This is a genomic window from Psychrobacillus sp. FSL K6-1267, from assembly GCF_038003265.1.
GTDB lineage: Bacteria > Bacillota > Bacilli > Bacillales_A > Planococcaceae > Psychrobacillus > Psychrobacillus faecigallinarum.
The window spans coordinates 1-14,480 of the sequence record NZ_JBBOOR010000002.1; the positions used below are offsets into that span (position 1 = coordinate 1).

Consider the following 14,480-nt stretch of genomic DNA (forward strand, 5'->3'; position numbering starts at 1 on the left):
TGAAGGAAGTAGAACACAATCAGACGTAGATGCTGCTCGTGCATTGGTAAATCAATTAGCAGATGGTCAAGACAAAATAGATTTAACTAAACGTCTAAATGCTATCCAAGTCAAACCAGTACCACCTGTGGTAAAACCACCAGTGACTAATCCAACACCGCCTGAAGTAATTAATCCAGCGCCACCTAACGTGATTCTACCTAAACCATCAGACAAAGTAATGGTAGTAGAAAATCAATATGCTGCGATTATAATGGAGATTCCTCAAATTGAGGTATCAGAAACATCAGAACTTAAAGTAAAAATTAAGATTCACGCCAAAGAATTAATGAATGGTTCTAAACTATATCTTCATGCTAATTCAGCAGGAACTAGAGGACTAGGGGCGGCAACTAACCTTGTGGCCAATCCAGGTGTTCAGATTATTGGAGCAAACGGTAAAGTGCTTGAAATTGATCTAGGGAAAATGGATAAAGGTGTAATTGAACTAGACCGTGATCTTGTCTTCGGTAAAGACGGGGAGTATCTACTAAAAGGGGTATTTGTAGCCAATGGTACAAATTTAGAAACTAATACAGTGAAGGTATCTGTTTATAAAGATTTAACTATCCCAAATACAATATTACCGAATGTACATGGTATGCCTGTCGCAACAATGAAAACAAGCGAAGATATTGGGTTATTCAAGCTTGATAAAGATGGTAACTTTGTTCGTAGTGGGAAAGCCGATAAAGGTTCTCTACATCTCGTTTATGATACGTTTAAAGGCTACTACAAATTAGCGGATGGCCTCTATGCTGCTCCATCTAAGGCAATTACTGTCCATATTGGTAAAGGGGAAGTAAGGAAAGATAGTGTAAATGTTTATGATAAGAATGGTCGTTTCATCCGAACTATTAAAAAGGGACAACAATATAAAGTTTATTCCTATGATGATAAACGATATTCTATCGGAGGCGGAGAGTTTATTGAGGTACAAGACGGAGTGACTTATGTGTTTGGCTGGATGACAGTTAATAAGCCAATGACTTTGTATAAACCAGATGGTACAGCTGAAAGAACCTTAAAAGCCGGAGAGAATTATCGAATTTATCGAGCAGATGATGAATATTTACATGTTGGCGGAGGATACAAAGTGAAGCGGGAGCTTACTAAATTTACTTTCTTGAAAAACTAAAATGGTTTTGATTGATATTGTATCACTATTTGTCTTTTCTTATAACGGAAAGAAATAGAAACATTTTATCTATACAAAATGAGTCATTCCAGACAGTTGAATCATCAATTGACATATTTCTTGTATTCTATTATTCTAACAGGAGAAATATCACATATTTAACTAACCATAGAGGAAGCACCTCCTATGATACCGTGTATTCGGTGGATTAGGGGGGTTTTTGTATTTTAGGGAAATCTAGATGGGCACATTAAAATAAATAAATATTTAAGGGGGTTCAATTGTGACAGAAACGTATATTGCAAATGGTTTAGAATACACGTTATCGAACTATCGAATGAGATATAACCCGGACATCCATGAAAATCATAGAGAACCATTTTCAGAAGAGGAGCTCGCTTATATATGTTCCATTTGGGATATAAATAAAAAGGATAGTATAGCCATGGTTTTGGGGAGAACACATGGAACAGTCCTAAAGAAAGTAAATGATTTAAGAGAAAGTCAACAATTTGAATATTATAAGCGATTAGGCTTAAATCTTTATCACAACCATGTTATATAAATGAATAATGGCGTATCCTTATCCATTAAACGATATTACATTGTTGCAAGTTTCTTTTCTCTTATTGGAATCTTGTTTGCGTTATATATACTAAATGATCGTAATCCTCCTTTAATAGTTTTTTTACTCTCTATAATTAGTACCGCTATAATAGGAGGACTAATTGGAATAGGAATTTATAATTCATTTGAGGTAAGGTATTTTAGGAGAAGCAAAAAGTAGGAGAGTATCTAAAACTGTTAAACGAATGTATTAATAGACTTTTCAATTGAATTAAAAACAACTCTTGCCCACTGTCAATGATACTGGGTAAGTTATTAAACAGGGGGGCAATAAACTGTTATATTCAATAGAGATTTTTCCAAATAACCAGAAGGATGTATCTAGTTTTCTATTTACTGAGGATTACACAAAGTGGCTGAAAATATTAAATGATGTACTTTCAAACTTGTATTTAACAGAACCTGTTGCAGCTAATATTTCGATGAAGAAATTTATAGTTAATCAGATTAAAAAGGGAAAACATACTTTGTATCATTTCAATCTAAAGGAAGGAACTTCTTTAGTAATTATATGGACTGAAGAGCTTACAACCGAACAATTTAAAAAATTCATTATGAGACACTCTAATGACATGCCACTTAAAGTAAATAAAAATAGAGCAGATTATATGTCGGTATTTTTACATTGGTGTAGATATAATGAATTTGCATTAAAATCATTTCAAAATCTAATTACTTCATTTGAAGATAAAGATTACTCAATCTTACTAACTGAATACCATAAAAGCAATTTGTTGTTAGAAGGAAAAGAAAATAGATCTCTTAATTACATGAGTAGGTGGATTCATCCTTCTGAACAGCGTTCTTTTAAGGAATTTAGAGTGAATTTATTAAAAGAGCAGATAATATCTGAGATAGAAAAAAAAATAGCGTTAGTTTGAAACGAAGCGATTACTTGGTTGGCTCCTGCAGGAATATCAGTGGTGCCATAGAGACCATCCGTTAGTCTGACTCAACGACCACGGTGCATCACAGACTATCACTCCCCTTCATGGGAGATTAATTTTTCTCTATTGACTCTGTCAGTGAACATCTTCTTTTCAAAGAAGTTTTTATATGATATATTAAATTTATAATTTACTTTCACATTATGAATTCACCCACGCGGGAGAATTTTACATTAAGCACGCTTCAAAAGTGTTCAATGTCTTTAGACATAAAGAATATTTTTGTGGCGTGCTTTTTTACGTGGAAAAATACTAAATGATACAACATTAGTTGGTAGGTAATTATGGTTAAGAATATTTTAACTGTTAAACCTTCAATTGACATGTTATTGGTATTCTTGTATTCTTATAGGAGAAATATCATATTTAACTAACCATAGAGGAAGCACCTCCTATGATACCGTTTATTCGGTGGATTAGGGGGTTTTTTTGTATTTAGGAGGAATGCGATGCGAAAAATAATGGAAAATGTATAAGTCCTTCTACTCTGACGTTTTTTGTCTGTTTAGTCTTACTTTGGTAAAATAAACGTAAGGAAAAAAGACTCAATGAATGTCTACCTTAATTAAAGGAGGAAATGAGAATGATAAAAACAGTAGGTAAGTGGACAATAGCAGGAGCAGTAGCTCTTAGCATTTTAGGTGGACCTGTAAGTGGAGTTGGACAAGAACCAATTCATGTTGAAGCTGCAACAAATCTTCCTGATAACCATACTATTGAGCAGTTGGAAGTAAAATGGCTAAATGACGGAAGAAGTGGTCACAGTATAAATGTCGGTAATAGAAAAGGTACATTACTCATTCGTATAGATCAACCAAAAGTGGAGAGAAATGTTGAATGGGTAAACTGGGCGATAACTAAAGCCCCGGCAGTAGGCTTTACTATGTATCCTGAACTTGATATATCAAAACACATTAATCGTGCTTTCACTTTTACAGCTGATTCAGAGGGCTATGCAATAGCAAAAGGATATCCTGATAAATGGGGTGTTGAAGCAGGGCGATTAAAAAGCGGATTAATGAAATTTAGTGATTTTAATGACCCCAATTATTATGCGGGTCTAGCAATTTATCTAGACCAATCTTATAGTAAAGATAATGGAAAATACTGGTTTGGAGGCATGACCTATGCTTTGAAGGAGCCTGGTCAAGTGAAAGCTTACTTCTTTCCAAACCAAGATCTAGTATTAGAAGCTTACGAGCGTATTAATAAAGGTGGAACTTTTCCTTTAATGAATAAAGTGATGTGGGGTAAAACCGAGCTTTGGAAGGGACAGTTAGGAAAGGTAACTATAAAAAAATCTTCTACTCTTTGGAAGAGGTTAGATAATGGAAAATTAGATAAAGTGCGCGAATTAAAAGTTGGGGATGAATTTAGAGTGTATCGTTATCTTAACGAAAATAATGGTTTGTATGGAGTAGGTGCTGGAATGTTTGTTGAAAGAAACGCATCAAGTATCCTTTATGAAACTCCTTCTAAACGAAATCTTCGTCTTGTTAAAATCATGCACGGGGAGGAATAATGAAATTTAAGAAGAAAATATCTTTAATTCTATTAACTCTTATTATCTTTCAAACCCTATCTTCTTTTTCTTTATTGTTTGGAAATATAGTATATGCGGCAACTAAAACGATTACGGGACCAGCATCTAACTTACATCGTCAACATGCCCCTAATGACTTCCCTGCTACTTTATCAGGAAATCGTTGGATACACAGTACTGTAAATACTGAAAGGGCAGCATGGCATAATACAAAGACTTCTAAACAGCAATTAATAGTAGATGGGGGGGCAAATTACTCGCCTCCTAGTGGTTTCAAGATTGCTGAAAAATTAGTTTATGATGTAATGGGTCCGAGAACTTATCCGTTATCCATCCGAGATTGTACAGAAGAAACAAAAGGATTACCTCAAGGAACTGGTAAACCACCATGGACTCAAGAAGGGGATGGTAAATGTCATCCAACTACTTTTGAAGCAGGAAGAGCTAACAATGCGTGGGCAGTTAATATACCTAGAAATCATTGGTGGTACGATCGAGATGAACCGACTTGGGAAGGTAAAACTGGGCCGTTTTATATTTATAACGTTGCTACCAAATCAGGTGTAGCATATGACTACATGATAGAGCCGACCGGAGGAACAAAACCTCCAGACCCTCCTCCAGGGGGAGGTACAAATCCTGATTGCACAAAAGATCCTACCGCGCAAGGTTGCGAACCAATTGACCCCGGTCCTCCTCCTGTAGACCCACCCCCGACTACTTCTTGTCCAAGAGACATTAATGTAGGGGGAAGTGGTTCCATGAATGGTAATCCAAGTAATATGCTTGCTGATCCTAATGGAAAAATAGTGGAGTCTGTTGAAAGTAGTCAGTTTAAAGTACTTACATACGGAATTCCATCCTCTGAGTATTTACGAGTAGAAGGATATTCTGAGAAGTATTTGGCTGATTATAGCTATCAAGGTATGAGTGGTTCTGTGACATACCAAGTACCGGTGACAAAAGACTATATGTTGCGTTGGCTAGATAAAGCGACCAATACTTATCAATACGAACACGTAAGACAACAAGAATCAGTATCCGATTCTTATAGTATTTCTTATTGGCAAATTGGACATCTAGCAATCTACTCTTTTATGGATGCAACGTTTAGAAATTATGCTTTACCAAATGAAATGGTTATTGTACCAAATTTTCAACAGGTTACTGCAAACTCTAATCATAGTGCTAGTGTAGATGCTCATGTGTTTCCCAAAGACTGTGAAAGCGTATATTTAGGATTAGAAACAATTGAAGGTGGAGAGTCTAGACCTTCTGCTCCATCTACAGATTTTCAAGGAGCAGCTGGAACAGGTAGCCGTCCTCCGGATGTTAAAAATGATTTAGTTGTAGTGGACGGAAATACTTCAATGTCTGATGGAATGGCTACTTTAAATGCTCCAACACCATCACCTATCCCAATCGCAGGTCAAGTAAAGGTAGAGCAATCTTCATTACAGATAGAGCCTACTAAAGTGAATAAGTGGCAAACACCAAGTTCTATTACCGCTCGGTATGAAACAATTCATACAGTAAATACTGGGGGAGGTTCTAGGGAATTTACTGGAACTTCACCAACCAAAATAAACACTGTTACGGTACATACTCCAGTTGTTATGTATGCGAAAGCTAGTGACGACAAAGAGCATGACCAACGAACAGATCCACCAGACCGTTCAACGCCAGCTAATCCCGACAGTGACCGTCACGCCTTTATTTTAGACAGACCATTTACGGTAACATTACCAACGGATGGTCAGCACCTAGATGTAGGAATGGCTCCTGGTTACGGAAATAGGGATTATGCCAAGTACACCAAAACGGATGGTAAACAAGTTAAATTCCCGTTTGATGTATATACAGTTGATAAGAGTGCTTTTTATCCAAAAGAAACATGGATTAAAGTTCCTTTGAACCAAAAAGAAGTAACATTCTTCATGCCTGTATGGGTTCCAGAAGGAGAATATACAGTTAAATTCCGAAGCATTGCTATTAATGCACCTGCTGAATTACCTGAAGAACACCATGCGAACCTTAACCTAAGCTATCGTACTCCAAACGGTATTATGGAAAACCATGTAGCTTACTATACGATAGAAGTGGATGTAGTGGGACGTTTATATGATTTTCAATTGACCGATATACTGGATTATAATTGGGAATCTGTTTTCCGAACAACACAAGGTTTAATAGAGCATACTGGCAATAAATATACAGTGGGAGATAAAATCATTGACGGTCAACCTCGACTTAACTTTACAGAGCCTTTTAGATTACCTGTACGTCATGGTAGCCATCCAGATGGATACAAAAATGTAGCGGTTAAAACGGGTTATCAGTTTAAGTTTGATATGAAGACTAAGGGAGATATGAGAGAGGTTAACGATGGTATTCATATCACACCAACATTCTATTTCGTAGAAAAGAATGGACAAAATCGACGTAAGGTAGATGTGTATTATCATAATGACGCCAATTACTTTGTGAAAGTTGGTTCTCCTGAAGATAAAGAATATCGTAAAGTTGTGTTGAATGAACCATTAAGAAATGTACCAAAAGCTCAATTAGATAATACAGCGGATTATTACTACCGCCATGCTGATAATTATGGATATACTACGGAGAAAACAAATCAATTTATTCATACTTTTATCCGAAATTTTGAGCGTGATTATTCAAAAAAAGCAAATGCGACTGGTCCTTATGGGGATCAAATACTTCACTGGAAGTTACGTACATTTATTGGGCCGTTAGCAAGCAATGTTCCTGTTAATGCAATGGTACCTCAAGCAGATGCAATTTCATCGGAGCAAACATGGTACGGAGAATATAGCTTACCTGCAGATATCTATGTAGTAGAGGAAGGTAAAAATATAGCTGGATATGGCTTACAGCATCGATTAAATAAGTCGCATCCTATATTTCTTAGAGATGGCTATTTAATTGTAAATTTCGATATTGAGACTATTCAAAAGGGAGATTTATCGAAACCACACTTGCAATATATTAATGGTGAATTATCTAACCAATGGAAACGTGAAGGGTTTAAATATAACTTTTCAGATGCATATGGTTATAATTTCCCGTTAATAGATGGGGATGTTATCTTCTATCATGGCGATCAATCTAGCCTTGATGACTTCTCACCAAGCGTTACCCATTAATTATAAATCTTTAAAACCCTCCTTCTCCTAGTAGTTGGAGGTTTTTTTAAAAATAAGAATGCTGCAACTTCAGGGGGAAAGAAAATGAAATTATCCATAGACCTAAGTTTATATCCTATTTTACATATTCCTTTATTAATAATATTGTTATTGCTCTTTTCTATTCATTTATATAGTAAAACAAACATAAAAAGTTATTTAAATTTAAGTTTTGGTTTTAGTATAGCAACACTTATATCTCTTTTCTTATATACATATTTAAATGAATCACGAATATTTTTTTGGGATAAACCCTTTCATCTAGCAGGAATATTAGTATTAATTGTTATATTAACGATTAAATTATTTGAAGAAAAACAAAAGGAATTTTTGATTCAATTACCTTTCTATCTATTACTTGTAATAACCATGTTGTCCTTTTTCTTGCCTGCTTTATTTAGCGGAATATTGTTTAGCCTTTCGTTTATAGGTTACGGTTTATTCTTATTGTTTAAGACTAGAAATGGCTCAATAGAAGGAGAGGGAATACGCAGTGTATTTTTTATCATAATTGGTTTGTTTAGCTTTATAGGTCAATGGCTTCCGTTTAACAGTGGTAAATTCCTATTCAGCCTATTTATGTTACTTTTTATGGTGTATGAATGCATTCGATATTTTGAAAGAATCGTTAGTCTTATCAGAAGTGCGGGTATCAATAGTATTACGGATCCGTTAACAGGTTTATTTAATAAAGGATTTCTTTACAGAAAAGCGGAGCAGCTGATAAAAAAGCAAGAGTTATCTATTATCTTTATTGACATAGATAATTTCAAACAATTAAACGATATTAAGGGACATGACGTTGGTGATATAGTTCTTAAAGATGTAGCAACACTCCTTCAAAATGTCCTAAAGAATAACGGTCTTGGTATACGTTTTGGAGGAGAAGAATTACTGGGTATTGTAACAAATGGAGATCCAGTTCATCTGGCAGAGAAGTTTAGAGCACAAGTTGAGAAGCAAGCTGGCGTTACTGTGAGTATAGGTGTGGCTACAGGTACTAAAGATAGCAAAGCACTTATAAAACTTGCGGATAAACGCATGTATATGGCCAAAAATAGCGGTAAAAATAAAGTAGTTTTTGAAGGAGAATGATTAATTACCTCACCTAGATATGTTTAGTAATTAATCTCTTAAAACACACGACAAGTAATTAAAATATTGTTATAATGAATGTAATTATTTTTGACTTTTGTAGACCAACCCACGCGGGAGGGTTATGTTTTTAATTATTAAACGCCTATTAGGGTGAATGATGCACACTTTTGTGCCGATTTCCTTCTAATAGGCGTTTTTTTGTTGTCAAAAATAAAATCTATTAGGAAGGAGGAGAGTCTCATGCGAAAAAATTCAAGACATATGGAAGTTCATTGGGATGAAGAAATGAAAGTAATTCGCGAATGTGTGAATGAAGGAGATGTGTTAAGTAACCACATCTTAAATCAAATGCAAGAAAGAGATATTTCGGTATCAGACCTGGCACTTGTATTGCTAACCGGAAAAATTATAGAGGGATTTGACACAGGGATGTACCCAGGCTATCGTAACCCTCAAATGATTAGAAATGTAGTAGGAAAAGATACTAGAGGACGTTATATTAACGTTGGAGTTGCAATATCTAATAAACTCCAAAGTATTTCTGTTGAATTGTTAACCACGGTTTATGAGTTAACTGAAAGTAAATATTACAGCAGAGCAATGTAAAACTTTTTTAAGGATAGCGGAGACTACTAATCTAATAAAGAATAGTAGTTAAAAATCTATGTTTTAAGGAGATAACAATTAATGAACAGGACTATTATTAGTTTTAATAGGAAAATCGTTATTCATGACATTCCTAGTACCGTTCAGGCAGGAAAGGAAACAATGAGTGTTCGGGCTGCTCTTATGATTGAAATGTACATTCAGAGTAGTGATAAGAGCTTAAACATTCATCGTGTAAGGTTTTCAGAGATCGAAGAACGATATAATACGCTGACAATGAATCAATTGCTTCAAGCGGAATAAACAATCAAGGAATCTAGCTCTCGTACATTAATGGTACGGACTAGATTCCTTGGTTCATTATAAGGAGGAAAAAACAATGGCAAACAGATGTAATAATAAACTACTAGTAAGTGGAGAGTATACAGAAGATTTTTTAAAGGCTTGTGAAACCTTAGATGAATCAGGAATAGCACTATCATTTTCATTAAATGGTCTTGTTCCGGTAAGTGAACAGGTTAAAAAGGAAGAAGAGTGGGGAGTAGTAGGAGATGTAGCCGATGTGATTATTAGTATCAGTGGTCATGAGAAGATAATCATTGAATTTACTACTCCTTGGAGAGAACCGCATGTTTGGTTTAAAAAAGTTGCAGATATGTATCCAACATTAACTCTTATTCTTAGCTTTTACGAACCTGGTCATGAATTTGCAGGATTGCTAAAATCAGAAAGGGGTTATTACTCTGATGAAAGTTATAATAATCTGGTAGAGTATGAACAATTTGTTCTAGGAGATTCCTTACATTACTTTATAGAAGAAGCTGGGTTGGGATTTTCCTTGCAGAAGATGAAGAATCTATACTTAGTGGACAAGTATATTGAAAAAGTTGTCAATGATTTGATTAAAAGAGGATTTTCAGAAGAAAAGGCATTGGAAATAGCTTTTAATAGTTATATATTAGACGACTATGACTTGAGAGACTCCTATTTAGCTATGTAGTTTGATAATGAGAATATGTTCATTACTAAGTAGGTAGCAATAAAAATTTATGATATGATTTGAGGAAAGTGGAAAAACTTTCCTCAAATTACATATAGGAGAGGGTCTAGTGAATAATACTATCGATGAAAATTTAGTTAAATTAAAACAACGACTGGATCCAATGTTAGAGGAAACCAATGCGAATTATAAAAAGGTAAAAAACAAAAATGGGTTTGAAAAAATGTGGCTGCCTTTATTTGTGTTTTATCCTTTCAAACAAATCGTTTCTTTAATTACATTTGGCCATAAAGGAATGAAGGTATCTAAGACTCAGGGGATTACAGGTGCAATAGCTGTCCTAAGTGGAGTAGTACCATTCGCAACAGACTGGATTGATAGCTGGGGGAATATTCTTAGAAGCTTTAGTTGGTGGCAAATAAGTTTGGCCGTTTTTACTTTGTGGTATTTAGTAACTATAATCTATACTTTTTTACAGATGCCCAATTGGAAGAACAAAGACCTATTCCATATTGATGCTTATCGATTGTTCAGACCTAATGAGTACGCGATTGTTGAACCTTTTCTCGGAATTAACTTCACGATAGAATCTATTAAAGATTTTATGTTAAGAAACAGTAACGAGAGAGCGATACAAGAAATTATGAAACTCAGTGAAGTGGAAGTATCCGCATTAGAAGATGAACTGGAGCAGCAAGATGCATTAATCTTTAAGTATGAGGAGAACTTGATATTCTTAAATGACATCTTAATAAAACTGAATGAAAATATTCAATTCATAGCAGATGGTAGTTTAAAACCACATCACCTGTACATTATGAACTCTAATTTTTGTGCTTACCAAGTAAAGGATAATAAGTTTACTTTGATCACAAAAGAGTATCCTAGAAGAGATTTTAAAGAGGCTTTTCATGTAACCGATACAGACACTATGAATGAACCGTTTGTTAAATGTTATTTACAAGAGAGTGTCTTCTATGAAGATAATGAGTCTTACAGTTATAAAATCTATTTACCTGATTTAGAGATTTACTGGATAATTACATATTATCCGGAGCTCGATGATGATTCTACATTGCAAGCACTTCTTCAAGATAGTATACTGAAAGTAGAAGAAGGAAGTATTCTTAAAACAGCTAATTTACTAGTATTACTTGAATCACATTGCAAGATACTCAGTGAAGGATCTAAAACTAGCTCTTATAAGGAGGTGTCTAAAGATGAATAAGCCAAGACAAGTTGATATTGTGAAAACATCAAAAGACAATTCTCTGGAGAGTTATATTGAAGTAAAACGTCTTGAAAGAGAAAAGAAGATAAAAGCTCGGCATAGCAGAACTGCTAGATATAGAGAGAAAGTCAATAGTTTAGTGAAAGCATAAAAGGAGCCCCTGGCTCCTTTTTTCATTTAATATTCTTTTAACTTTTTACGAAATGCTGCAGTTCTTTCTTTGGATTTCTTACGCTCGGTTTCTCTTTTCTTTCTGTTCTTGACCACTATATCCTTTATAGTAGGAGGTTCTTGCTTCTTCATAGATTCATACTCCTTTTTATAGAAGTATGAATCTATGAGGAAAATTTTAATCATTAGCAAGTAATTTTTGAACCAGAATATGAAAAGAGGTATTCTAGGTTATAAATCTGTAGAGCTAAAATATTATCGTTTAAGGAGGACAATTCACTTGAAATGTTCTAACTGTAATAATGAGAGAAAAATAAAATTTATAAGCAAAAACTATAAAACAAATGAGGGTAAACAAGTAACCGTACATGGTGTGCCAGCAAGTATTTGTGAATGTGATACGTATGTATCAATCTCAACTATGCTTTTAATTGACAAGTATTTGAATGAACATCATATAGTTAAAGAAGATTTATCTTATGTCTATTTTGATAGTATTAACATTTAACTTCTAGGGCTTCATTTAATCAATCAAAAATCTCAACTAAAACCAAAGATTATTTTAAAAATGAGCTCGGATATTTTCTTCAAGCTCATTTTAATTTGTTTCCTTTTTACTAAAGAACCTGTTAGTTTAACTAAACTTTTTCAACCTTATAAAGCGACAGTACATTTGGTACGACTTGCGAAGAAGATTTATAATCGTACAATAAACACACCTTTAATCAATTGTTCTTAGACAACTTAGTCGTGACGTAAAAAGACTATAAACACTGATTCCTAAGTTGCCTTTGATTTTTTTAATACAACTCATTCGCGACGTAAATTTTTATTCAGTTTCTTTAATGAGATAACTACTCGTGACGTAAATCTGGTTTGAAATAGTTCCTAGCAATAAAAAGTATAACTATTCAGTAAGAGATGACCTAGTAAAAGCTCCGATTTTTACATCACGAGTGCGTTGTTTAGATCACTACTAAGTTGTCTACGTCACGAATGAGTTATTTAGGTCACGAGTAAGTTATCTTTTTAGATCAATATCCCCACTGATTATTAATTGTCCCATCAGTATTAATCATACTCTTTCGAATAATCCTTATTCCATCAAAAAAATCTCCTCCATCTTCAAAAATAATTCCAACTAAATTCACAACTCCATGATCAAATGAAAATACAGGGCCACCACTAAAACCACCTAAGCTTGTTAGGTCTTTAATGTCTTTTATGCCTAAAACCTGTTTCCATTCATCTCTATTAAAAGGCATTATATATTTAGATTCTGTTATATCAGTTATTTCATCTATAATAGAGCCGTGATGTAAGGCACTAAAACCCATATGATCATCTCTAATTTTTCCAGGGTATCCAGATGCAACAACCATAGTTCCTTTTTCCGTTTCAATTGACCAATTTTCTGGAGTATAAAATTTCTTATAGGAACTGATAGAAAGCATTTCTAGAAGAAATTCTGGAACAGAAATAGTAATTAAATCTAGGGTTCTATTTATATCTATTATTGAATCTTCAACTGGTATAGAAACGCTTCCAATTTGAAAATAAGTTGTTGACTCGTCATTTAACTTTTTCCATTTTTCATAGACATGAAAATTTGTAACTAAAAATTTCCTATCTAAATTTAGTAGCAATCCACTAGCATTTGCAAAAGCTTTTTTGCCATTGGTTATAAGTACAGGGACCGTAAAGACTTTTGTATACGCCATGAATAAAGTAGCTTGATTATTTGATATGAATTGACCTGGGTTATCAATCGAATAATCTTTGTAATATTTTGAGTATTGAGGAAGTATTTCTTCAATTTGCATTATCAATTCTTCATTAATATCATTAATTTGTCGAATTTCATATATTAATTTTTGTGACTTTTGTTCCATTTCTTGCAAACTCATTGATAGCTCTCCCTTTTTTACTGAATTTAACTAAAGAAAATACACCATCTTCAGACATACTAGCTTCTATTCAATCTATATATCTATTTTTCGTATACTTTTCATCTAGCGTGTCGAGTACGGAATTATAGTATCTTTTCAGCCACTGATATTTTGCTTTTACATTCGGCACCGACTTAGTATCTTCGATAGCTTTTTCAATTACTATTTTAATCTTAGATAGTGCATCAAAATAAAGTACATCATCAACCTCTTGCCATTGGCTCATAAAATCAATGTAATACTGTTCATCAAAATCTTGCTTCAATAAACTAGCAATATATTCCAACTCTTGTTTTGGAGGGTTTAAAGGATTTTCAATCCCTTTTTTGATTACTTTTTCACTGACAATTACCCTTGGGTATACCGCCACTTTACTTTCCAATTCATATGCTTCGTTCATCGCTGGCCCATAAACAATGTTATCGTCATGGCACAGCTTTCCAACAGTAACTCCACCTCTAAATAAGATTCCAGCTTGCAGCATGTCTAATTGCAAATAAATAATATCCATTAATAAATAATAAACGGATCCAGGAAGTTCAACTGGATAAGAAATTACAACAGAATCTGAAAAAACTGTTACTTCTTTACCAATGTCCTTTTGAGCTCTAAATCCATCCCCATAATTCTTCTTTTGGTAGGAAGAAATATAGTTTAGAACATCTCTCAACTTTATAAAATAATCGGGTTCTTTTACACTAAGATTTATATGTTCTCTAAATCCTAATATATCAATAAAGACAATAACTCTCTCTTCGTATTGTTCGTTTTCAATTGCCACTTTCTCTCCCTCTTTCTTCTTCATTTAGTTAAATTATACACTTTTTTAAAAACAGGGACTTTCCTGGCGATACCAATAAAATTTGGGTTCAAAAAAACCTTACTCACAATATCCATAAGCAAGGTTACATTTTGTTTACATGAACAG

General features: G+C 34.0%; 14 protein-coding genes and 1 pseudogene. 12 read left to right on the forward strand and 3 right to left on the reverse strand.

The window, feature by feature from the left end:
• From MHB55_RS21410 to MHB55_RS21460, 11 genes and pseudogenes are all read left to right on the forward strand, one after another.
• A pseudogene (locus MHB55_RS21410) lies at positions 1 to 1,177 on the forward strand (hypothetical protein); the annotation flags it as partial.
• A 283-nt stretch (positions 1,178 to 1,460) separates the two neighbouring features.
• A complete protein-coding gene (locus MHB55_RS21415; protein ID WP_340845307.1) occupies positions 1,461 to 1,742 on the forward strand; it encodes a DNA-entry nuclease in 282 nt (93 codons plus the stop codon).
• Between the two features lie 448 nt (positions 1,743 to 2,190).
• Positions 2,191 to 2,685: a hypothetical protein gene (locus tag MHB55_RS21420; RefSeq protein ID WP_340845306.1), complete on the forward strand. Its 495-nt coding sequence runs from the start codon at positions 2,191 to 2,193 to the stop codon at positions 2,683 to 2,685.
• A 649-nt stretch (positions 2,686 to 3,334) separates the two neighbouring features.
• Positions 3,335 to 4,273 (forward strand): hypothetical protein, encoded by a 939-nt coding sequence (locus MHB55_RS21425; RefSeq protein WP_340845305.1) that lies wholly within the window; start codon positions 3,335 to 3,337, stop codon positions 4,271 to 4,273.
• Entirely contained in the window at positions 4,273 to 7,458 is a 3,186-nt protein-coding gene (locus tag MHB55_RS21430) for a DUF5704 domain-containing protein (RefSeq protein ID WP_340845304.1), read from the forward strand. Before MHB55_RS21425 ends, MHB55_RS21430 begins: the two co-directional genes overlap by 1 nt.
• 84 nt (positions 7,459 to 7,542) lie before the next feature.
• Positions 7,543 to 8,592: a GGDEF domain-containing protein gene (locus tag MHB55_RS21435; protein ID WP_340845303.1), complete on the forward strand. Its 1,050-nt coding sequence runs from the start codon at positions 7,543 to 7,545 to the stop codon at positions 8,590 to 8,592.
• A gap of 243 nt (positions 8,593 to 8,835) precedes the next feature.
• Positions 8,836 to 9,201: a DUF4258 domain-containing protein gene (locus MHB55_RS21440; RefSeq protein WP_340845302.1), complete on the forward strand. Its 366-nt coding sequence runs from the start codon at positions 8,836 to 8,838 to the stop codon at positions 9,199 to 9,201.
• Between the two features lie 81 nt (positions 9,202 to 9,282).
• Positions 9,283 to 9,504, forward strand: coding sequence for a hypothetical protein (locus MHB55_RS21445; RefSeq protein WP_340845301.1), 222 nt, complete (start codon positions 9,283 to 9,285; stop codon positions 9,502 to 9,504).
• A gap of 76 nt (positions 9,505 to 9,580) precedes the next feature.
• The gene (locus MHB55_RS21450) at positions 9,581 to 10,201 is read left to right on the forward strand and encodes a DUF1281 family ferredoxin-like fold protein (protein WP_340845300.1); all 621 of its coding nucleotides are present in this window, start codon (positions 9,581 to 9,583) and stop codon (positions 10,199 to 10,201) included.
• Between the two features lie 109 nt (positions 10,202 to 10,310).
• Complete coding sequence (locus tag MHB55_RS21455; protein ID WP_340845299.1) at positions 10,311 to 11,429, forward strand: hypothetical protein; 1,119 nt, start codon at positions 10,311 to 10,313, stop codon at positions 11,427 to 11,429.
• Positions 11,422 to 11,583, forward strand: a complete 162-nt coding sequence (locus MHB55_RS21460) for a hypothetical protein (protein ID WP_340845298.1) — start codon at positions 11,422 to 11,424, stop codon at positions 11,581 to 11,583. The genes MHB55_RS21455 and MHB55_RS21460 overlap by 8 nt, the downstream gene beginning before the upstream one ends.
• A gap of 26 nt (positions 11,584 to 11,609) precedes the next feature.
• On the opposite strand, the gene MHB55_RS21465 is transcribed toward MHB55_RS21460, so the two are convergent.
• Positions 11,610 to 11,735 carry a hypothetical protein gene (locus MHB55_RS21465; protein WP_298466915.1) on the reverse strand — a complete coding sequence of 42 codons (126 nt, stop codon included), beginning with the start codon at positions 11,733 to 11,735 and terminating at the stop codon, positions 11,610 to 11,612.
• A 148-nt stretch (positions 11,736 to 11,883) separates the two neighbouring features.
• Here MHB55_RS21465 and MHB55_RS21470 point away from each other — a divergent pair, with 148 nt between their 5' ends.
• Complete coding sequence (locus tag MHB55_RS21470; protein WP_340845297.1) at positions 11,884 to 12,111, forward strand: hypothetical protein; 228 nt, start codon at positions 11,884 to 11,886, stop codon at positions 12,109 to 12,111.
• A 526-nt stretch (positions 12,112 to 12,637) separates the two neighbouring features.
• Here the strand turns inward: MHB55_RS21470 and MHB55_RS21475 are convergent.
• Positions 12,638 to 13,510, reverse strand: coding sequence for a hypothetical protein (locus tag MHB55_RS21475; protein ID WP_340845296.1), 873 nt, complete (start codon positions 13,508 to 13,510; stop codon positions 12,638 to 12,640).
• A gap of 70 nt (positions 13,511 to 13,580) precedes the next feature.
• Positions 13,581 to 14,333, reverse strand: coding sequence for a hypothetical protein (locus tag MHB55_RS21480; RefSeq protein WP_340845295.1), 753 nt, complete (start codon positions 14,331 to 14,333; stop codon positions 13,581 to 13,583).
• Positions 14,334 to 14,480 lie beyond the last annotated feature (147 nt).

Excerpts from the sequence above, each read along its gene's own strand:
- MHB55_RS21445 (WP_340845301.1), top strand. The coding sequence starts at position 9,283 with ATGAACAGGACTATTATTAGTTTTAATAGGAAAATCGTTATTCATGAC.
- MHB55_RS21440 (WP_340845302.1), top strand. The coding sequence starts at position 8,836 with ATGCGAAAAAATTCAAGACATATGGAAGTTCATTGGGATGAAGAAATG.
- MHB55_RS21430 (WP_340845304.1), top strand. The coding sequence starts at position 4,273 with ATGAAATTTAAGAAGAAAATATCTTTAATTCTATTAACTCTTATTATC.
- MHB55_RS21475 (WP_340845296.1), bottom strand. The coding sequence starts at position 13,510 with ATGAGTTTGCAAGAAATGGAACAAAAGTCACAAAAATTAATATATGAA.
- MHB55_RS21465 (WP_298466915.1), bottom strand. The coding sequence starts at position 11,735 with ATGAAGAAGCAAGAACCTCCTACTATAAAGGATATAGTGGTCAAGAAC.
- MHB55_RS21435 (WP_340845303.1), top strand. The coding sequence starts at position 7,543 with ATGAAATTATCCATAGACCTAAGTTTATATCCTATTTTACATATTCCT.
- MHB55_RS21450 (WP_340845300.1), top strand. The coding sequence starts at position 9,581 with ATGGCAAACAGATGTAATAATAAACTACTAGTAAGTGGAGAGTATACA.
- MHB55_RS21425 (WP_340845305.1), top strand. The coding sequence starts at position 3,335 with ATGATAAAAACAGTAGGTAAGTGGACAATAGCAGGAGCAGTAGCTCTT.
- MHB55_RS21460 (WP_340845298.1), top strand. The coding sequence starts at position 11,422 with ATGAATAAGCCAAGACAAGTTGATATTGTGAAAACATCAAAAGACAAT.